This window comes from Rhodococcus sp. NPDC059234 (assembly GCF_042754225.1).
In the GTDB taxonomy this organism is placed as follows: domain Bacteria; phylum Actinomycetota; class Actinomycetes; order Mycobacteriales; family Mycobacteriaceae; genus Rhodococcus_G.
This window is the reverse complement of record NZ_JBHZAH010000036.1, coordinates 23,693-42,306: the sequence shown is the minus strand read 5'-3', so window position 1 is coordinate 42,306 and position 18,614 is coordinate 23,693. Positions and strand designations below refer to the sequence as shown.

The following is an 18,614-nucleotide window of genomic DNA, read 5'->3' as shown; positions in this document are numbered from 1 at the left end:
CTTTCGGAGTCCGTGGACTCCGAAAGCGCCCCACACTGCGGCGGAGCCGGACTACCGGCCCGGGAGCGGGCGCAGCGGGATGTCGGGGCGGGCGAGCGGGTGCCGTACGCGACGCTTGGCGCTCAGGTACACCTGCGCGGTGTCCTGCGCGACCTGATGCCAGTCGAAGTCGGACGTCAGCCGCTCCCGCGCCGCGGCCGCGCGCCGCTGCGCAGCGGCCGGGTCGTCGAGCACCTCGCGTACCGCCGATGTCAGACCGTCGACGTCGCCCGGCTGGAACGACATGCCGGTGACGCCGTCGACCACGGCCTCGCCGAGGCCGCCCGCCGTCGAGGTGACCAGTGGCGTCCCGGAGGCCGCCGCCTCGAGCGCGATGATGCCGAACGGCTCGTACCGGCTCGGCAGCACGATGGCGTCCGCTCCGTGCAGCCATCCGAGCAGTTCCGTGTGGTCGAGGGAGCCGAGGAAACTCACCGATCGGACCACCCGGTGCGTGCGGGCCTGCTCGCGCAGCCACTCGTACTGGGTGCCCTCGCCGGCGATCGCGAGGGTGGTGCCCGGATGGCTGCGCCGGATCCGGGGCAGCGCCGCGATGATGTCCTGTACGCCCTTCTCGTACTCGAGCCGGCCGACGAACAGCAGTCGGGGCGGGCCGGACCGAGGGGCCCGCTCCCGGTAGTTCCAGGTTGCGACGTCGATACCGTTGCGGATCACCGAGATCGGCGCCAACTGCGGACCGTACAGCTCGGTGACCTCGTCCTCCATCGACGCCGAGCAGGTGATGATGGCGTCGGACTCGTTGGCCAGCCACCACTCCACCGAGTGCACCTGGCGGTTGATGGTCCCGGAGATCCAGCCGCTGTGCCTGCCGGCCTCGGTCGCGTGCAGGGTGGAGACCAGCGGCACGTCGTAGAACTCGGCCAGCGCGATCGCCGGGTGTGCGACCAGCCAGTCGTGCGCGTGCACGACGTCCGGCCGCCAGCCCTCGCCGAGGCCCGGCCTCGCGAGACCGATGCCGGCCCGGACCATCGCGTGCCCCATCGCCAGCGTCCACGCCAGCATGTCCTCGCCGAAGACGAAGTGCGCCGGGTCCTCGGCGACCGCGACCACGAGTACGCCCTCGGCGACGTGTGTGATCGTCGGATGGGTGGACGCGTCGGTGCCGGTGGGGCGGCGCGAGAGCACCACCACCTCGTGGCCGGCCGCGGCCAGTTCGGTGGCCAGGTGGTGGACGTGCCTGCCCAGACCGCCGACGACCACCGGCGGGTACTCCCACGAGACGATCAGGACCTTCATTGGGCACTCCCGGTTCATGTCGAACTCTCGCTGTCGTCGGGCAGGCGGCGTGCGTCGAGACCCGGGAAGAGTCCGTCGGCCAGGTGCCAGCCGTCGGCGAGGCGCTGAGCCCGTTCGCTCTGCCCCGACGAGACTGCCTCGGCGATCTCGCGGGTGGCGTGGGCGTGTTTGTGCGCGCGTTCGCGCGCGTAACCGGCGGCGGAGTCCTTGCTCACCATGAACGCCCAGTCGCTCTGCACGGTCATGATCGCCTCGCGCAGGATCTGGTCGTTCACCCGGTCGCGTAGTTCGGGCCTGCCGGGGGCGCGCTGCGAGCCGCGGGCCTTGTCGACGGTGTCGAGCGCGGTCTGGACCACCTCGGAGTTGAGCTGCACCAGGTCGGAGACCTGATCGCCCGCCCACACCCGCCAGTCCTTGCCGCTGCCCCAGGAGGAGTCGGTCAGCTCGACGGGCTCGCCGACGTACCCCTTGGCGCGCGCCTGGGACAGGGTGCCGACCTCGATGCCCGCCTCGGGCAGCGCGCGCAGCACCTTCTCGAGCCACTGCGGACCCTCGAACCACCAGTGCCCGAACAGTTCGGTGTCGAATGCCGCGACGACCAGGGCGGGCCGCCCGATGCGGTCGCGTTCGGCGCGGATCCGGGACTTGACGGTGTCGACGAAGTCCTCGACGTGCCGGTCCACCGCGGCCGCAGCGAGTTCGGGGTCGTACGGGGCCTTGTCCTCGGAGTCGACCGTGCGCCCCGTGACTCGGGACGGCTTGAGGCCGGTGTCGTGGTCGTAGGTGTGGAAGTCGCGATAGGCGCCGTGGCCCGGGTAACCCGACTTCGGGGACCAGACCCGGTAGGAGACCTGCAGGTCGCGGCCGAAGGCCACGACGTCGGACTCGCGCACCGGCCGTCCCAGGGAGGAGTCGCCGCGCAGCGACGGACCGTCCACCATGAAGTGTGTGATGCCCGCCGCCTGGTACTCGCGCTCCATTCCGGGGGTGTAGCCGCACTCGGGCGCCCAGATTCCGGAAGGCTTTGTACCCCAACGGGATCGGGCGTCGGCGAGGCCCTCGGCCAGCTGGAAGCGCCGCAGTCGCGGGTGCAGGAGGGGCTGGAACGGGTGGGCCAGCGGACCGCCGAGCAGTTCGATGGTGTCGGCGTCGACGAGGCGGCGCAGCACCGGCGAACCGCCGTGTGCCCACAGCTCCTCGAACTCGGTCAGTGCCTGCGCGGACAGGCGGTGTTCGCGGGCTCCGAGGTCGCGGCGCGGCTGGTCGGGCATCAGCGCGGCCTCGTGGGCGCGCAGCTGCCAGTTGCCGAGCCAGTGGTGCATCCCTGCGAGGGAGTGCGGGTCGTCGAGCATCGCCGCGAGCACCGGTGTGATGCCGAGCGTGAGCAGGTTCGAGCGCCCCTCGTCGGCGAGGGTGCGCAGTACCCGGGTCAGCGGCAGGTACGACGCCGCCCAGGACTGGTAGAGCCATTCCTCGCCGACCGGCCACCTGCCGTGGTTGGCCAGCCACGGCAGGTGCGAGTGCAGGACCAGGCAGAACATGCCCGATTCCTGCGGTGCGGATGTGGTGCTCATGGCAGAGGCTTCCTGGCGATCGCGACGAGGTCGAGGCTCGCGTCGATGTCCGGTTCGACCAACGCGAAGTCGTCGACGGTGATCGACTCGACGTCGCGCACGAGGTCGGTGGGCCACGGCTCGCCCGCGAGGGCCCGGTCGATCTGGGCGTCGATGAACGACCCGCCGTGCTTGGCGTCGAGGTCGCGCAGCCGGGGACCGTGGTGCACACCGGTCATGAGGTCGACGACGAACCCCGCCTGCTCCAGCAGCTCGGTCAGCTCGGCTGCGTTGAGTTCGCGGGTGTGGAACGGGTTGAGCGGGGTGTCGCGGCCGGGGGAGAAGGTGATCCGGTTGGGGGTGCTGATCAGCAACTCGCCGCCCGGTGCGAGGACGCGGAAGCACTCGGCGAGGAACTGGGCCTGGTCCCAGAGGTGCTCGATCACCTGGAAGTTGACCACGGTCCCCACGCCGGCGTCCTCGATCGGGAGGTCTGCGAGGTTGCCCTGGCGCATGTCGATGCGCGGGTAGCGGGCGCGCACGTGCTCGACCGCGGAGGTGTCGTAGTCGAGGCCGATGACCTTCTCGGCGACGTCGGCAATCATGTTGGCGCCGTAGCCTTCTCCGGATCCGGCTTCGAGCACGACGCGGCCGGCGCAGCGCGGCAGGAGCTGCTGGTAGACCACCTCGTGGCGGCGGAACCAGTAGTTCTCCTCGGGCACGCCGGGGACGGTGCGCTCGCCGGTCAGCGGCAGGGTCGCGTCAGCCGAAGTCGGCACTGATGGGTTACTCACTGGTTCGAGGTTAGTGCCACGTGTTCTATTTCGTGGCGGGGTGGTCCACATCACAGGGCTCGATGGCCCTCCCGGCCGTTATGGTGAACGAGATTCGACCTAAGTTACCTGCGGGTAACTTAGTGTGGGGTAATGTCACGCACGGTCATCGTGCGAACAGATGAATACGCCGAGCTCGGCCCATCCGGCGCCGCTCGCTGAGAAGACAGACACAGGAGGTCGACGAAGACCCATGACGAACATCGTCGTTTTGATCAAGCAGGTCCCCGATACCTGGTCCGAGCGCAAGCTCACCGATGGTGACTTCACGCTGGACCGCGAGGCCGCCGACGCCGTGCTCGACGAGATCAACGAGCGCGCGGTCGAGGAGGCGCTGCTCATCAAGGAGGCGCAGGGCGGCGAGGTGATCGTGCTGTCGGCCGGTCCCGACCGCGCCACCGACGCCATCCGCAAGGCGCTGTCCATGGGCACCGACAAGGCCGTCCACGTCAACGACCCGGCCCTGCACGGGTCCGACGCCATCCAGACCGGCTGGACCCTGGCCGCCGCTCTCGGCCAGATCAGCTTCGAGAACGGTGAGGCCGCGGACCTGGTCATCGCCGGCAACGAGGCCACCGACGGTCGTGTCGGCGCCGTGCCCGCCATCATCGCCGAGTACCTGGGCATTCCGCAGCTCACCCAGCTGCGCAAGCTGACCATCGCCGACGGCAAGGCCACCGGTGAGCGTGAGACCGACGAGGGCATCTTCGGCCTCGAGGCCTCGCTGCCGGCCATCGTCTCGGTCACCGAGAAGATCAACGAGCCCCGCTTCCCGTCCTTCAAGGGCATCATGGCCGCGAAGAAGAAGGAAGTTCTCGTCCTCACCCTCGCCGACCTCGGCGTCGATCCGGAGACCGTGGGCGTCGCGAACGCGGGCACCACCGTCACCGCGTCCACCCCCAAGCCCCCGCGTACCGCTGGCGAGCGCGTCACCGACGAGGGCGACGGCGGCACCAAGATCGCCGCCTACCTCGTCGGCCAGAAGATCATCTGATCGCGCCCCTCAACCAGCAGACACACACGTAGGAGAGAAGTAAGCCATGGCAGAAGTACTCGTGCTCGTCGAGCACAACGAGGGTGCGCTCAAGAAGGTCAGCACCGAGCTCATCACCGCAGCCCGTGCTCTCGGTGAGCCCGCCGCCGTCGTCGCCGGCCCGGCCGGCACCGCGGCCAAGCTCGCCGACGCGCTCGCCGCAGCAGGCGCCGCCAAGATCTACGTCGCCGAGTCCGACGACATCGACGGCTACCTGATCACCCCCAAGGTCGACGTCCTCGCCTCGCTCGTCGAGACCGCGAGCCCGGCCGCCGTCATCACCGCCGCCAGCACCGAGGGCAAGGAGGTGTCCGGTCGCCTTGCGGCGCGGATCGGTTCCGGTCTGCTCTCCGACGTCATCGAGGTCAAGGCGGACGGCACCGGCGTGCACTCCATCTTCGGTGGCGCGTTCACCGTCGAGGCCAAGGCCAACGGCGAGGTCCCGGTCATCTCGGTTCGTCCGGGTGCCGTCGAGGCCCAGCCGCAGGCCGGTGCCGCCGAGCAGGTCACCGTCGAGGTGCCGGCTCAGGACGAGAGCGCCGTCAAGGTGACCTCGCGTCAGCCGATCGTCGGCGGCGACCGCCCCGAGCTCACCGAGGCGTCGGTCGTCGTCTCCGGTGGTCGCGGCGTCGGCTCGGCCGACAAGTTCTCGGTCGTCGAGGAGCTCGCCGACTCGCTCGGTGCCGCCGTCGGCGCCTCGCGTGCCGCCGTCGACTCGGGCTACTACCCGGGCCAGTTCCAGGTCGGCCAGACCGGCAAGACGGTCTCCCCGCAGCTGTACATCGCGCTCGGCATCTCCGGCGCAATCCAGCACCGGGCGGGCATGCAGACCTCGAAGACCATCGTCGCGGTCAACAAGGACGAAGAGGCCCCGATCTTCGAGATCGCGGACTACGGCGTCGTGGGCGACCTGTTCAACGTCGCACCGCAGCTCACCGAGGCCGTGAAGGCTCACAAGGGCTGATCTCGCGTCACCCTCGGCGGCCCCGTTCCCTCCTGGGAGCGGGGCCGCTGTCGTCCCACGTCCCCGCGAGCGTTCGGTACTCCTGCGCGCGCTGCATCGCGCGCCGGAGTCCGCTGCGCGCGGGGTCCGCGATCGTTCACCGAACGGCCGCCGACGTGTCACTGCGCTGACGCCGGCTGGCATCCCCGGTGTCCGACGCTTCCTTGCGTGACCCCCACAGAGGTTCTCACCCAGGATCGCTACGACGCGCTCACGACCCCGCGCTACACCCTGCTGCTGTCCTCCGATCGAGAACATCGGACGGCGGCCCAACGACTCCGCTACCAGGTCTTCGCGGCCGAACCGGGCTTCGAGTCCGCGGTCCGGGAGATCACCGACGGACTCGACGCCGACCGTTTCGACGAGCATTGCGACCACCTGCTCGTCCGCGACGAGCTGGCGGACGAGGTGGTCGGCTGCTACCGGATGCTCACCCCGGACGCCGCGACCGCGGCGGGCGGCCTGTACACCGCCACCGAATTCGATGTCAGCGCCCTCGACCCGCTGCGGCCGGGACTGGTCGAGATGGGGCGAGCGTGCGTGCATCCCGACCACCGCACCGGGTCGGTGCTCGGACTGATGTGGGCCGGCATCCTGAACTACCTCGAACTCACCGGGTACCGCTGGGCGATGGGCTGCGTGTCCGTGCCGATGCTCGCCCGACCCGGCGACATGCCCGGTGCCAACGTTCGCGCCGTCCGCGACACGGTGCTCGACGGGCACGCGACCGGACCGGACCGCCGTGTGCACCCGATCCGCCCGGTGCCGGACCTGGATTCGACGTGTCCCGACGCGCGGGCGACCCTGCCGCCGCTGCTGCGCGGCTACCTGCGGCTCGGCGCGAAGATCTGCGGGCAGCCGGCCCACGACCCCGACTTCGGTGTCGCGGACTTCGTCGCCCTGCTCGGCATGGACGAGGCGAACGAGCGGTACCTGAACCGGCTGCGCGCGGTCGCGGCGCAGGTCCCGGTGATCACCCGATGAACCACCAGTGGATGCCGTCCAGTCCGTGCGGCGACGGCTGCGTGCTCGCCGACTCCGAGCGGGCCGGGTGGGTCCGCGTCGCGGGACGGTACGCGATGCTCGCCGCCATGGTGGTGACACTGCCGGTCCTGCTGGCGGGCAGGCTCCTGCCTGGACGGTGTCGGCGCGCCGTGCAGCGGGGTTGTGCGCGGGCCGCGCTGCGCGGGATGGGCATGCGGATGCGTGTGCGCAACGACAGCGGAGCCGGATGGCCGCTCGGCCGCGGGGTGCTCGTGGTGGCCGGGCACGTGTCCTGGACCGACGTGCTCGTCCTCAGCGCCCTCGGGCCCGCGGACTTCGTGGCCAGGGCGGACCTGCTGGACTGGCCGCTGCTCGGCACGCTCGCGCGACGCATGCAGGTCATCCCGATCGACCGCGGTCGGCTGAGCGAACTGCCCGGCGCGGTGGACGAGGCGGCCGAGCGGATGCGAGGTGGGGCCCGGGTGGTGGCCTTCCCGGAGGGCACCACCTGGTGCGGCCGGGCCTACGGCCGGCTGCGGCCGGCGATGTTCCAGTCCGCGATCGACGCGGGCGCGCTGGTGGCTCCGGTCGGCGTCCGGTACTGCCGCGCCGACGGCGAGCTCGACACCGCGGTCTGCTTCGTCGGGGACCAGACGATGGCCGCCTCGCTGCGACGGATCGTGCGGCTGCGCCGGGTGCACGTCGAGGTCCGGCTGGCCCCGCTGCAGGAACCGGGCAACGACCGCCGCGAACTGGCGGCGCGCTGCGAGGCGCAGGTGCGGGCGCTGGTCGGTGACGACGTGGCCGCGCACGAGATTTTCGAACGGTCCATGGCGGGGCGCGCAGCCCTCGCGTCCTGACGCGCCTACCAGCGCAGTCGCCGTCGGGGCCGAGTGCGGCGACGGGCTATCCTGGTCGGGTCATGACTTCGCCTCGCCCCCGCACTCCCGACCGCAGTGACTCCACGCGGTCGGCCCCGGTGTACCTCGACCACGCCGCGACCACGCCGATGCTGCCGGAGGCGGTCACCGCCATGACGGAGGTGCTGTCGACGGTGGGTAACGCGTCGTCGCTGCACGGCTCCGGCCGGGCGGCCCGCCGCCGGGTCGAGGAGTCGCGCGAGTCGATCGCGGCCGACCTCGGCGCCCGACCGTCGGAGGTCCTGTTCACCTCCGGTGGCACCGAGTCCGACAACCTCGCCGTCAAGGGCATCTACTGGGCCCGCCGCGACGCCGACCCGCGCCGCCGCCGGATCGTCGCGAGCGCCGTCGAGCACCACGCCGTCCTCGATGCCGTGGAATGGCTTGCCCTGCACGAGGGCGCCGAGGTGACCTGGCTGCCGGTGGACGCTCAGTGCCGCGTCGATCCGGCAGCCCTTCGTGCCGAGCTCGAACGCCACGGCGACGAAACCGCTCTGGTCACCGTGATGTGGGCCAACAACGAGGTCGGCTCGATCATGCCGATCGCGGAGCTGGCTTCCGTCGCAGCCGAATTCGGTGTTCCGATGCACAGTGACGCGGTGCAGGCGGCCGCGCAGCTGCCGGTGGACTTCGCCGCCAGCGGGTTGTCGGCGCTCAGCGTGGCCGCGCACAAGTTCGGCGGACCGCAGGGCACCGGCGCGTTGCTCCTCGGACGGACCGTGCCGTGTGTGCCGCTGCTGAACGGCGGTGGCCACGAACGGGACCTACGGGCCGGAACCCTGGACACCGCGGCGGTGGTGTCGATGGCGACCGCGCTGCGGAAGACCGTGACGGACCTAGACGTGCGGACGGTGGAACTGGCCCGGCTGCGTGACCGGCTGGTCGAGGGTGTGACATCGGTGATTCCCGACGCAGTGCTCAACGGGTCGTCCGGGACCGTCCGCCTGCCGGGCAACGCCCACTTCACCTTTCCCGGCTGCGAGGGCGATTCGTTGCTCATGCTGCTCGACGCGGCGGGGATCGAGTGTTCCACCGGGTCCGCGTGTACCGCCGGCGTGGCGAGCGCCAGCCACGTGCTGATCGCGATGGGTGTCGATTCCAGACTGGCCCGAGGCTCGCTGCGGTTCTCGCTCGGACACACCTCGACGGACGCCGACGTGGACGCGCTGGTCGCGGCACTGCCGCAGGTCGTCGAAAGGGCGCGGGCCGCTGGACTTGCCGGCGCCGGATCCAGGGGAGGAGTGCGCTGATGCGAGTTCTGGCGGCGATGAGTGGCGGAGTCGATTCCGCGGTGGCCGCGGCGCGCGCGGTCGAGGCCGGACACGAGGTGGTCGGGGTGCACCTGGCGCTGTCCACCACTCCGGGAACCTTGCGAACCGGTTCGCGTGGCTGCTGCTCCAAGGAGGACGCCGGGGACGCCCGCCGCGCCGCGGACGTGCTCGGAATCCCGTTCTACGTCTGGGATTTCGCGGATCGGTTCAAGGAAGACGTGATCGAGGACTTCATCGAGTCCTATGCAGCAGGCGAGACACCGAACCCGTGCCTGCGTTGCAACGAGAAGATCAAGTTCGCCGCGCTGGCCGACCGCGCGCTCGCGCTCGGCTTCGACGCCGTGGCCACGGGGCACTACGCGCAGCTCACCGACGGGGTGCTGCGCCGGGCGGTGGACGCGGACAAGGACCAGTCGTACGTGCTGGGCGTGCTGACCGCCGAGCAGTTGTCGCGGGCGATGTTCCCGGTGGGCGACACCCCGAAGCCGCAGATCCGCGCCGAGGCCGCCGAGCGCGGTCTCGCCGTCGCGGACAAGCCCGACAGCCACGACATCTGCTTCATCCCGTCCGGGGACACCCGGGCGTTCCTCGGCGCGAAGATCGGGATCCGGCCCGGCAAGGTCGTCGACGCCGACTCCGGCGAGGAACTCGCCGATCACGAGGGCGTGCACGGTTTCACGATTGGGCAGCGCAAGGGGCTCGGCGTGGAGGGACCGGCGGCCGACGGAAAGCCGCGCTACGTCACCGAGATCGAGCCCGAGACCGGCACCGTGAAGGTCGGTTCGGCCGAGCGGTTGCAGGTCTGGACGATCGCCGCCGACCGTGCGATCTGGACCTCCGGCGTCGCGCCGACGGGTCCGGTCGAGTGCGTGGTCCAGGTCCGTGCGCACGGCGGGCTCGCGGAAGCCGTCGTGACGGCGGTCGACGGTGGCCTGGACGTGCAGTTGCGCGAGCCGTTGACCGGGGTGGCGCGCGGTCAGGCGGTCGTGCTGTACCGGCCGGACCCGGCCGGCGACGTGGTGTTGGGCAGCGGCACCATCGCCGGCACCGGCTCGGACCGCCGGTGACCTCTCCGTCGATTCCGGTCGGCGTCGCGACCGGGATCGGTTCGTGGCCCGGCACCGATCCGCGGGAGGCCGCGGCCGTCACTGTGGGCGAGCTGTCCGCGCTGCCGCACCTGGTCGAGTTGCCCGCCCGCGGGCTGGGCGCCGACCTGGTCGGCCGGGCCGCGGCACTGCTGGTCGACCTGCCGCTCGACACCTCGACCACCGGCTATCGCGTCGCGCAGCGGCCCGGCAGGGTCACCCGCACGGCGCGGGACCTGCTGGCCCGGGACCTGGATGCGCTCGAGGAGGCGTGGGAGGTTGCCGGTCTGCGCGGCACCGACCAGCCGGTCAAGACGCAGTCGGTGGGTCCGCTGACGCTGGCCGCGCAGCTGGAACTGTTCGGCGGTCACCGGGCGTTGACCGATCCCGGCGCGATCCGGGACCTCGCGGAGTCGCTGTCCGAGGGCGTACGCGCACATGTCGCTGAGCTCGGTCGTCGGCTCGGGTCGCCGGTGGTGGTGCAGTTCGACGAGCCGAGCCTGCCCGCCGTGCTGGACGGCTCGCTGCCGGGGGTGTCGATCCTGCAGGCGCCGCGCGCGATGCCCGAGCCCGAGGCGCTGGCGGTGCTGCAGTCGGCGGTCGGGCAGGTCGACGGACCGGTGCTCGTGCACTGCTGCGCCGCGGGCGCACCATTGGACCTGTTGCGGCGCAGCGGCGCACAGATGATCGCACTGGATGCGAGCCTGCTGCGCGCCGCCGACCTGGACGGCGTCGGTGAGGCGCTCGAGGCCGGGCTGTCGTTGGCGTTGGGTCTGGTACCCACCGCCGCACCGGACCGGGTGCCCGGCTGGCGCGAGCTCGCCGAACCGGCGGTCACGCTCGTCGATCGCCTCGGTTTTCCGCGTACCGTGCTCGCCGACCGCGTCGTGGTCACGCCCCGATGCGGCCTGGCAGGCACGAGTGACGGGTGGGCCCGCGAGGCCCTGCGACGTTCGGCGGAGGTCGCGCGGGCCTTCGCGGACGGCGCCGAGTTCGGTTGATCTGCGTGTCTGCACCGCCCGCGGCACGGTCCGCCAGGTAGCGGACCGTACTCCGACCGCCCGCTGCTCGCCGTGGACGATGCTCTCGGGCGGTTCCGTCGGTGGGCTGGGATAGCCTTTTTCGCGTGACCGAGAACGTGGCAGCGACGGCCGACGAACGCGACGAGTGGCAGCGACTCGCGGAGGAGGTGCGCGAGCACCAGTTCCGCTACTACGTCCGGGACTCGCCGATCGTCTCCGACGGCGAGTTCGATGCACTGCTGGGCAGGCTGATCGCGCTCGAGGAATCGCATCCCGATCTGCGCACGCCGGACTCGCCGACCCAGCTGGTCGGTGGCGGCTTCGCGACGGAGTTCACCGCGGTCGATCACCTCGAGCGAATGTTGAGTCTGGACAACGTCTTCGACGAGGACGAATTGCGCGCCTGGATCGCCAAGGTCGAGGCGGAGGTGTTCGACGGTCGTGCCCCGGGCGCCGACGGTGGCCCCGATCTGCACTACCTGTGCGAGGTCAAGATCGACGGTGTCGCGCTGAACCTGGTGTACGAGAACGGCAGGCTGGTGCGCGGGGCCACCCGCGGGGACGGCCGCACCGGCGAGGACGTCACCCTCAACGCCCGCACCATCGAGGAGATCCCGCACACCCTCACCCCGAGCGACGAGTTCCCGATCCCGACGCTGCTCGAGGTGCGCGGCGAGGTGTTCTTCCGGCTCGAGGACTTCGAGGCCCTCAACGCCTCCCTGGTCGCCGAGGGCAAGGCGCCGTTCGCGAACCCGCGAAACTCGGCGGCCGGTTCGTTGCGGCAGAAGAACCCGGCGGTCACCGCGAAGCGCAAGCTCGGGATGATCTGCCACGGACTCGGCCGGATCGAGGGCTTCGATCCGGCGAGCCAGCACGACGCCTACAACGCGCTCGCGGCCTGGGGGCTGCCGGTCTCGACGCACACCGCGCGGGTGCGCGGGGCCGACGCTGTGGTCGAGAAGGTCGCCTACTGGGGTGAGCATCGGCACGACGTGGAGCACGAGATCGACGGCCTGGTGGTCAAGGTCGACGAGATGGCACTGCACCGCCGCCTCGGCGCCACCTCTCGGGCGCCGCGCTGGGCGATCGCGTACAAGTACCCGCCGGAGGAGGCGACCACCCGACTGCTCGACATCCGGGTGAGCGTCGGTCGCACCGGCCGGGTCACCCCGTTCGCGTACATGGAGCCGGTGACGGTGGCCGGCTCCACCGTCTCCCTCGCGACGCTGCACAACGGGTCCGAGGTCAAACGCAAGGGCGTGTTGATCGGCGACATGGTCACCATCCGCAAGGCGGGCGAGGTGATTCCCGAGGTGCTCGGGCCGGTGGTGGACGTGCGTACCGGCGACGAACGCGAGTTCGTGATGCCGACACACTGCCCGGAATGCGGTACGGCGCTGGCGCCCGCGAAGGAAGGCGACGCCGACATCCGGTGCCCCAACCAGCGGTCCTGCCCGGCTCAGCTGCGCGAGCGGGTCTTCCACGTCTCGGGTCGCGGTGCGTTCGACATCGAGGTGCTCGGCTACGAGGCTGCCACCGAACTGCTCAAGGCCGGCGTGATCGTCGACGAGGGAGACCTGTTCTCGCTCACCGCCGACGACCTGATGAAGACGGCCTTGTTCACTACCAAGGCGGGCGCGCTCTCGGCGAACGGGCGGCGCCTGCTCGACAACCTGGACTCCGCCAAGCAGAAGCCGCTCTGGCGCGTACTGGTGGCGCTGTCCATCCGCCACGTCGGGCCCACCGCAGCCCGGGCGCTGGCCTCGGAGTTCGGCAGCCTGGAGCGGATCGAGAACGCGTCGGTCGAGGAACTCGCGGCGGTCGACGGCGTCGGCGGCACCATCGCCGCCGCGGTCGTCGAGTGGTTCGCGGTCGACTGGCATCGCGAGATCGTCGAGAAGTGGCGCGCAGCAGGTGTTTCCATGGAAGACGCCCGCGACGAGTCGGTCGAGCGGAACCTCGAGGGGCTGTCCATCGTGGTGACGGGGTCGCTGGTCGGGTTCACCCGGGACGGGGCCAAGGAGGCGATCCTGATCCGCGGCGGCAAGGCTGCGAGTTCGGTGTCCAAGAAGACCGCATTCGTGGTGGTCGGCGAGGCGCCGGGGTCGAAGGCGGACAAGGCCGAGCAACTCGGTGTGCCGATCCTCGACGAGGACGGTTTCCGGGCGCTGCTCGCGGATGGTCCGGAGGCCGTGGCCGCCGCCGACGGCGAGACCGAGGCCTGACGCGGGTCCGTCGACGGGGTGGCCGGTTCGGTGATTCGTACGCCGTACTCGCGATAGTCCGGCGTTGGAGTATCCGACCACTCGTCGCGAGCGAGGCGCGTCGGCCGATGCTGGATCCATGAGGGTGGACGACGCACGCGAGGCGGCGATGAATCGGCTGCCCACGCCCTATTCGACAGCCCTGCGGCTGCGCGCGGCGGGACTGCCGGACGAGTTCATTGCGGATGCCGTCGGAATCGAACCGGAGGGGGTCGGCCTCCTGCTGAGGGTGGGGGCGGAGAAACTCGCGACGGCACTGCGCCGGCCCGGCGATTCGTCACTGGATTGACGCACGCCGTACGCCGTAGTATTCGAACATGATCGGCGGATGGCCGCTGACGGGACGGGTCGAGGAACTTCGGTTGACGACCGAGGCGATCAGTGGATCCGCAGGCGGCGCCGGGATCGTTCTCGCGGGCGCGGCCGGAGTCGGCAAGACCAGACTGGCGACCGAGGCGCTCACGTGGGCGCGGGCACACGGATTTCGGACTCGGTGGGTCGTGGCGACGGCATCGGCACGGGCCCTGCCGCTCGGACCGTTCTCCGACCTGCCCGGCGGCCTCGGGCCGGATCCCACCGGGCGGGTGCAGCGGGTGATCGAGTCGCTCGCCGACGACGGTCGCGGGCAGCGGCGTGTCCTCGGTGTCGACGACGCGCACCTGCTCGACGACACGTCGGCGTTCGTGCTGCAGCAGTTGGTGATGCGACGCAAGGCCACCGTGGTCGCGACGGTGCGCAGCGGTGTTCAGGCCCCGGATGCGGTGACCACCCTGTGGAAGGACCGGCACCTCGAACGACTCGAGCTGCAGGCACTCTCGTTCGAGGAGACCCACCGGTTGCTCGAGGCCGCACTGTCCGGCCAGGTCGATTCGGACAGTGCGCGCCGGCTGTGGGAGCTGACCCGGGGGAACATCCTCTTCCTGAGCCAGCTGGTCGCCGACGAATTGTCCGCCGATCGGATGAAGCAGTGCGCCGAGGTGTGGATCTGGGAGGGAAATCCGGTTGTCTCGCCCAGCCTGAGCGAACTCGTCGACGCGCGGATGGGGCGACTCTCGGGGTCGGTCGGGGACGTCGTCGACTGCCTGTCCGTGTGTGAGCCCCTCGAGGCGGACGTGCTGAGCCGCTTGACCGATCCTTCTGCCGTCGAACGGGCGGAGGAACAGTCGTTGGTCACCGTCGAGCACGACGGGACCGAGCGACGGGTTCGGTTGGCGCACCCGTTGTTCGGTGAGGTGCGCAGGTCCCGCACCAGTGACATGCGGCTGTGCCGGATTCGGGGACGCGTCGCGCACCAGCTCGCGACCACGGGTGACCGGGGCTCGCGTGCGCTCCTGCGCCGCGCGGTCCTGGCGTTGGATTCGGACCAGCCGCCCGACGCGGATCTGCTCGTCGACGGCTCCCGCGCTGCGATGCAGTTCTTCGATCCCACCCTCGCCGGCACACTGGCGACCGCCGCGACCGCTGCGGGCGGCGGGGTGACTGCACGGCTGGCTCATGCGATGACACTGGTCCTGCTCGGCCGCGCTGGCGATGCGGAAACCGTTCTCGCCCGGCTGGACTCGGACGAAACCCTCGGTGCCGAAGGCGTTCGAGTGACGGCATTGCGCGCGTCGAACCTGGTGTGGATGCTCGGCGATCCGGAACGCGCGGTGCGAGTGCTGAATTCGGGCGACCGCCGGGAAGGCCGTGGCGCTGATGCGGGGTGTCGCGCGGCTCGCGCTTCGGTCCACGCCGTGCAAGGCCGGTTCGACGTCGCCGTGGCCGATGCCGCGTCGGCCCTGAGATCGTCCGGGCTGTCCGGGTTCCACGTGATCACGGCCGTCGGTGTGCAGGTGCTGGCGCTCGGCGGGTTGGGGCGCGTGGACGAGGTGGGTGCGGTCGCGGCCCGCGGATACGAGGCCGCGGACGGATCGTTCGAAGCTTCGCCGCGGCGATTCTGGCTCGGCGCGCTGGAGGCGCGGGCCTTCCGCGTCGGCGGACTGCTCGAGGCATCCATGGCCCTCGCGCGGCAGTTGCGGTGCGATTCGGCGGGGGCGCCGGGACTCGCGCAGGCCATGACGGCGCTCCTCGTCGGCCATGCGGAGCTCGGACTGGGCCGCCTCGCTTCCGCCCTCCGGTGGCTTCGGGAGGCGTTGGCCGGGGCCGAAACGTACGACACTTCGACGGGATTGCGTCCGGCCTGCCTGATGTGGTTGACCGAGGCGTTGGGCATGTCGGGGGACAAGGCCGCTGCCGCCGCGACCGTGGCCGAGATGGACAGCGTCCGGCATTCGAGCTTCGTGTTCATGGATTCCGGGGCGTCGTTGGCCCGAGCGTGGGCGTCGGCGGCCGAGGGAGCGACCAGCACGGCGATCGAGGCAGCCCGGGCGGCGGGGGATCGCGCCGCAGCCCGCGGCCACCCGGGTTACGAGGTCACGTGTCTGCAGGCGGCAACGCAGTTCGGTGACTCTTCGACGGCTCCTCGCCTCGCGGAACTCGCCCGCACCGTGCAGGGACCTCGCGTACAGGTCGCCAGCGCTCACGCCGCGGCGCTGGCGGCAACGGCCGGTCCCGCGCTCGAGGCGGCTTCCCGCCGCTACGAGGCCTTCGGAGATCGGCTCGCCGCCGCCGATGCCGCGGCCCAGGCGAGCACCGCGTTCCGCCGGTCGGGACGGAGGGGGTCCGCATTGACCGCCGCGGCCACCGCGCGGCGACTGGCCGGCGCCTGTGAGGGCGCGGACACTCCTGCTCTGCGCGCGGCGACGCGGCCGGTCACCCTGACCGGTCGGCAGTTCGAGATCGCGTCGCTGGCGGCCGACGGTCTGTCGAACCGGGAGATCGCCGAAAGATTGTTCCTGTCGGTGCGAACCGTCGAGGGGCACATCTACCGAGTCCTGCGGCTGACCGGCGTCGACACCAGGGACGAGTTGAAATCGGTGCTGCACGGCCGGACCTGAGTCTCCACCCGGGGGAGGTGTCGGGTGACGTCGTGGACGGCGAGACGCGGACGGGTAGTCGTACCGACTACCCGTCCGCCGTGGGGGAGTCGTCGGGATGCAGGGCCCTCGGCAGGAACGCCGCGCCCGGTCCGTAGCTGGCGGCGGCATCGCCGGGATTCGACAGCGCACAGGTCTCGAGCGAGAGACACCCGCAGCCGATGCACGAGTCGAGGCCGTCGCGCAGCGCCACCAGCGCGTCGATCTGCTCGTCGAGCCGGGTGCGCCAGTGTTGTGACACCCGCGTCCAGTCCGCCCGGGTCGGAGTGCGGCCGCCGGGGAGATCGGCGAGGGCCTCGGCGATCTCGTCGAGGCGCAGCCCGATGCTGCGCGCGGCCCGGATGAACGCGATCCGTCGCAGGACGCTGCGCTGGTACCGGCGTTGATTTCCCGACGTGCGGCTCGACTCGATCAGGCCCTCGCTCTCGTAGAAGCGCAGTGCCGAGGCAGCGAGTCCGCTGCGCCGAGTCACCTCCCCGACCGTCAGCAGGTCCGTGGTCCGCACGTCGCCGCCCTCCCTTGACATCAAGTGAACTTCAACTTCCAGGATGGACTCAGAAGCTGTTGACGGCAAGGAGTTCTCATGGGTACGACGCGAACCGCACTGGTGACCGGGGGTTCGGCCGGACTGGGGCGCGCGCTCGCCCGCGGGCTCGCCGACCACGGCTGGGAGGTGGTCGTCACGGGGCGGACGGAAGAGAGACTGCGTGCCGTCGCGGCCGGTTCGCCGGGTGTGACGCCCGTCGTCGGAGACGTGACCGACTCGCGGCACCGCGCCGCGCTGGTGGCCGAGGTGACCCGCCGCGGCGGACTCGACCTGCTGGTCAACAACGCGAGCGCGCTCGGTCCCAGCCCGATGCCCGCGCTGCGTGACTACCCGGAGCCGGCGCTCGCGGAGGTGTTCGACACCGACGTGCTGGCCCCGCTCGCACTGACCGCCGCACTGCTGCCGTGGGTCCGCGCGGCCGGTGGGGTCGTGGTGAACATCACCTCGGACGCCGCGATCGAGGCCTACCCGGGCTGGGGTGGCTACGGCTCGGCGAAGGCCGCACTGGACAGGGCGAGCGCGGTCCTCGCGGTGGAGGAGCCCGACCTCGCGGTGTATGCCTTCGACCCCGGGGACATGCGCACCGCCATGCACCAGGCGGCGTTCCCGGGGGAGGACATCTCCGACCGGCCCGAACCCGAGACGGTGGTGCCCGCGGTGCTGCGACTGCTCGACGAACGGCCGCCGAGCGGACGGTACCGGGCGGCTGACCTGACCGCGGGTCGGCCGGCCGACCCGGTGGGGGTACGGCAATGACCACCGCCGACCGGACGTCCGAATCCTGGACCCGGTTCGAGTTGTCGCGCCGGCAGGAGGCCGACGGTCCGCCGGAGGCCAGGGGTCTGGCGCGCGACGGCGTCCGGCTGCTCGTCTCCGATCGAGAAAGGCTCGAACACACTGTCTTTCGTGACCTACCCCGGTTCCTGCGGGCGGGCGACCTGCTCGTGGTGAACACCTCCGCGACCCTGCCCGCGGCGGTGGACGCCGAGATCGACGGCGCGGGTCCGGTGGTCGTGCACTTCTCCACCCCGCTGGGATCGAGCCCGTTGGGTGGCGAGGACTGGGCGGTCGAGGTCCGCGGGCCCGGTCCGGTAACCGGGCCGTTGCCCGCTCTTGGCGTCGGTTCTCGGATACGGCTGCCGCGCAACGCATTCGCGATGCTCCTGGAGCCGTGGCCGCCCGGGTCGCGTCGGCTGTGGCGGGCGCGGGTGGAAGGGGTGGCGGACGTGGCGTCGGACCTGTTGGCCGCGGTGGGCAGGCCCATCACCTACGCGTACGTCTCGGGCCGCTGGCCGCTGCCCTACTACCAGACGGTCTTCGGTCACGTCCCCGGCAGTGCGGAAATGCCCAGTGCGGGAAGACCGTTCACGGACCGATTGGTCACCGAACTCGTAGCTGAGTCGGTGTCGCTGGCCCCCGTCCTGTTGCACACCGCGGTCTCCTCCCCGGAGGCGGGCGAGCCGCCGATCCCGGAGCGGTACGCCGTGCCCGAGCACACCGCCCGGGTCGTCAACGAGACCCGCGCTGCCGGCGGTCGGGTGATCGCCGTGGGGACGACCGTGACGAGGGCGCTGGAGTCCTCGGCCACCGCGGAGGGGCGGGTCGTCGCGGGTTCCGGATGGACCGATCTGGTGCTCGGTTCGGGACGCCCGGCCCGGGTGGTCGACGGGTTGGTTACGGGATGGCATGCGCCCGGCGCATCGCACCTGATGCTGCTCGAAGCCGTGGTGGGACCGGCGGTCGTGCGACGGGCCTACGAGGCAGCGCTAACTCACGGCTACCTCTGGCACGAGTTTGGGGACAGCGCGTTGTTGCTGCGATAGTGACC

Annotated in this window: 16 protein-coding genes; 12 read left to right on the top strand and 4 right to left on the bottom strand. The window is 71.1% G+C overall.

The window, feature by feature from the left end; genetic code table 11:
* Positions 1-51: 51 nt before the first annotated feature.
* From ACFXGJ_RS10680 to ACFXGJ_RS10670, 3 genes are read right to left on the bottom strand one after another with little or no spacing between them, the layout of a single operon-like run.
* Positions 52-1,296: a glycosyltransferase family 4 protein gene (locus ACFXGJ_RS10680; RefSeq protein ID WP_378618742.1), complete on the bottom strand. Its 1,245-nt coding sequence runs from the start codon at positions 1,294-1,296 to the stop codon at positions 52-54.
* Positions 1,297-1,310: 14 nt separating this feature from the next.
* Positions 1,311-2,870: a 1,4-alpha-glucan branching protein domain-containing protein gene (locus ACFXGJ_RS10675; RefSeq protein ID WP_378618739.1), complete on the bottom strand. Its 1,560-nt coding sequence runs from the start codon at positions 2,868-2,870 to the stop codon at positions 1,311-1,313.
* The gene (locus ACFXGJ_RS10670; protein WP_378618737.1) at positions 2,867-3,697 is read right to left on the bottom strand and encodes a class I SAM-dependent methyltransferase; all 831 of its coding nucleotides are present in this window, start codon (positions 3,695-3,697) and stop codon (positions 2,867-2,869) included. Before ACFXGJ_RS10670 ends, ACFXGJ_RS10675 begins: the two co-directional genes overlap by 4 nt.
* A 178-nt stretch (positions 3,698-3,875) precedes the next feature.
* On the opposite strand from ACFXGJ_RS10670, the gene ACFXGJ_RS10665 reads away from it, so the two are divergent.
* The 10 genes from ACFXGJ_RS10665 (at position 3,876) to ACFXGJ_RS10620 (ending at position 16,200) form a co-directional block, all read left to right on the top strand.
* A complete protein-coding gene (locus tag ACFXGJ_RS10665) occupies positions 3,876-4,676 on the top strand; it encodes an electron transfer flavoprotein subunit beta/FixA family protein (protein ID WP_378618734.1) in 801 nt (266 codons plus the stop codon).
* Positions 4,677-4,722: 46 nt separating this feature from the next.
* A complete protein-coding gene (locus ACFXGJ_RS10660; protein WP_378618732.1) occupies positions 4,723-5,679 on the top strand; it encodes an electron transfer flavoprotein subunit alpha/FixB family protein in 957 nt (318 codons plus the stop codon).
* Between the two features lie 207 nt (positions 5,680-5,886).
* Positions 5,887-6,702, top strand: coding sequence for a GNAT family N-acetyltransferase (locus ACFXGJ_RS10655; RefSeq protein WP_378618730.1), 816 nt, complete (start codon positions 5,887-5,889; stop codon positions 6,700-6,702).
* Complete coding sequence (locus ACFXGJ_RS10650) at positions 6,699-7,562, top strand: lysophospholipid acyltransferase family protein (RefSeq protein WP_378618728.1); 864 nt, start codon at positions 6,699-6,701, stop codon at positions 7,560-7,562. The genes ACFXGJ_RS10655 and ACFXGJ_RS10650 overlap by 4 nt, the downstream gene beginning before the upstream one ends.
* Positions 7,563-7,624: 62 nt before the next feature.
* Positions 7,625-8,872: a cysteine desulfurase family protein gene (locus ACFXGJ_RS10645; RefSeq protein ID WP_378618726.1), complete on the top strand. Its 1,248-nt coding sequence runs from the start codon at positions 7,625-7,627 to the stop codon at positions 8,870-8,872.
* Positions 8,872-9,960 carry a tRNA 2-thiouridine(34) synthase MnmA gene (gene mnmA / locus ACFXGJ_RS10640; protein WP_378618723.1) on the top strand — a complete coding sequence of 363 codons (1,089 nt, stop codon included), beginning with the start codon at positions 8,872-8,874 and terminating at the stop codon, positions 9,958-9,960. Before ACFXGJ_RS10645 ends, mnmA begins: the two co-directional genes overlap by 1 nt.
* Positions 9,957-10,979 carry a methionine synthase gene (locus ACFXGJ_RS10635; protein ID WP_378618721.1) on the top strand — a complete coding sequence of 341 codons (1,023 nt, stop codon included), beginning with the start codon at positions 9,957-9,959 and terminating at the stop codon, positions 10,977-10,979. The genes mnmA and ACFXGJ_RS10635 overlap by 4 nt, the downstream gene beginning before the upstream one ends.
* Before the next feature lie 125 nt (positions 10,980-11,104).
* Positions 11,105-13,225: an NAD-dependent DNA ligase LigA gene (ligA, locus tag ACFXGJ_RS10630; RefSeq protein WP_378618718.1), complete on the top strand. Its 2,121-nt coding sequence runs from the start codon at positions 11,105-11,107 to the stop codon at positions 13,223-13,225.
* A 118-nt stretch (positions 13,226-13,343) separates the two neighbouring features.
* The gene (locus ACFXGJ_RS10625; RefSeq protein WP_378618715.1) at positions 13,344-13,553 is read left to right on the top strand and encodes a hypothetical protein; all 210 of its coding nucleotides are present in this window, start codon (positions 13,344-13,346) and stop codon (positions 13,551-13,553) included.
* A 28-nt stretch (positions 13,554-13,581) separates the two neighbouring features.
* A complete protein-coding gene (locus ACFXGJ_RS10620; RefSeq protein WP_378618713.1) occupies positions 13,582-16,200 on the top strand; it encodes a LuxR C-terminal-related transcriptional regulator in 2,619 nt (872 codons plus the stop codon).
* A gap of 67 nt (positions 16,201-16,267) precedes the next feature.
* Here ACFXGJ_RS10620 and soxR read toward each other — a convergent pair whose 3' ends face one another.
* Positions 16,268-16,765, bottom strand: coding sequence for a redox-sensitive transcriptional activator SoxR (gene soxR, locus ACFXGJ_RS10615; protein WP_378618710.1), 498 nt, complete (start codon positions 16,763-16,765; stop codon positions 16,268-16,270).
* Between the two features lie 57 nt (positions 16,766-16,822).
* On the opposite strand from soxR, the gene ACFXGJ_RS10610 reads away from it, so the two are divergent.
* The gene (locus tag ACFXGJ_RS10610; protein ID WP_378618707.1) at positions 16,823-17,542 is read left to right on the top strand and encodes an SDR family NAD(P)-dependent oxidoreductase; all 720 of its coding nucleotides are present in this window, start codon (positions 16,823-16,825) and stop codon (positions 17,540-17,542) included.
* Positions 17,539-18,609 (top strand): S-adenosylmethionine:tRNA ribosyltransferase-isomerase, encoded by a 1,071-nt coding sequence (locus tag ACFXGJ_RS10605; protein WP_378618705.1) that lies wholly within the window; start codon positions 17,539-17,541, stop codon positions 18,607-18,609. The genes ACFXGJ_RS10610 and ACFXGJ_RS10605 overlap by 4 nt, the downstream gene beginning before the upstream one ends.
* Positions 18,610-18,614: the final 5 nt, after the last annotated feature.

Bases quoted from the DNA above. Each gene is read 5' to 3' on its own strand.
- ACFXGJ_RS10680 (WP_378618742.1), bottom strand. From the start codon at position 1,296: ATGAAGGTCCTGATCGTCTCGTGGGAGTACCCGCCGGTGGTCGTCGGC.
- ACFXGJ_RS10675 (WP_378618739.1), bottom strand. From the start codon at position 2,870: ATGAGCACCACATCCGCACCGCAGGAATCGGGCATGTTCTGCCTGGTC.
- ACFXGJ_RS10665 (WP_378618734.1), top strand. From the start codon at position 3,876: ATGACGAACATCGTCGTTTTGATCAAGCAGGTCCCCGATACCTGGTCC.
- ACFXGJ_RS10660 (WP_378618732.1), top strand. From the start codon at position 4,723: ATGGCAGAAGTACTCGTGCTCGTCGAGCACAACGAGGGTGCGCTCAAG.
- ACFXGJ_RS10650 (WP_378618728.1), top strand. From the start codon at position 6,699: ATGAACCACCAGTGGATGCCGTCCAGTCCGTGCGGCGACGGCTGCGTG.
- ACFXGJ_RS10645 (WP_378618726.1), top strand. From the start codon at position 7,625: ATGACTTCGCCTCGCCCCCGCACTCCCGACCGCAGTGACTCCACGCGG.
- mnmA (WP_378618723.1), top strand. From the start codon at position 8,872: ATGCGAGTTCTGGCGGCGATGAGTGGCGGAGTCGATTCCGCGGTGGCC.
- ACFXGJ_RS10625 (WP_378618715.1), top strand. From the start codon at position 13,344: ATGAGGGTGGACGACGCACGCGAGGCGGCGATGAATCGGCTGCCCACG.
- ACFXGJ_RS10620 (WP_378618713.1), top strand. From the start codon at position 13,582: ATGATCGGCGGATGGCCGCTGACGGGACGGGTCGAGGAACTTCGGTTG.
- soxR (WP_378618710.1), bottom strand. From the start codon at position 16,765: ATGTCAAGGGAGGGCGGCGACGTGCGGACCACGGACCTGCTGACGGTC.
- ACFXGJ_RS10610 (WP_378618707.1), top strand. From the start codon at position 16,823: ATGGGTACGACGCGAACCGCACTGGTGACCGGGGGTTCGGCCGGACTG.
- ACFXGJ_RS10605 (WP_378618705.1), top strand. From the start codon at position 17,539: ATGACCACCGCCGACCGGACGTCCGAATCCTGGACCCGGTTCGAGTTG.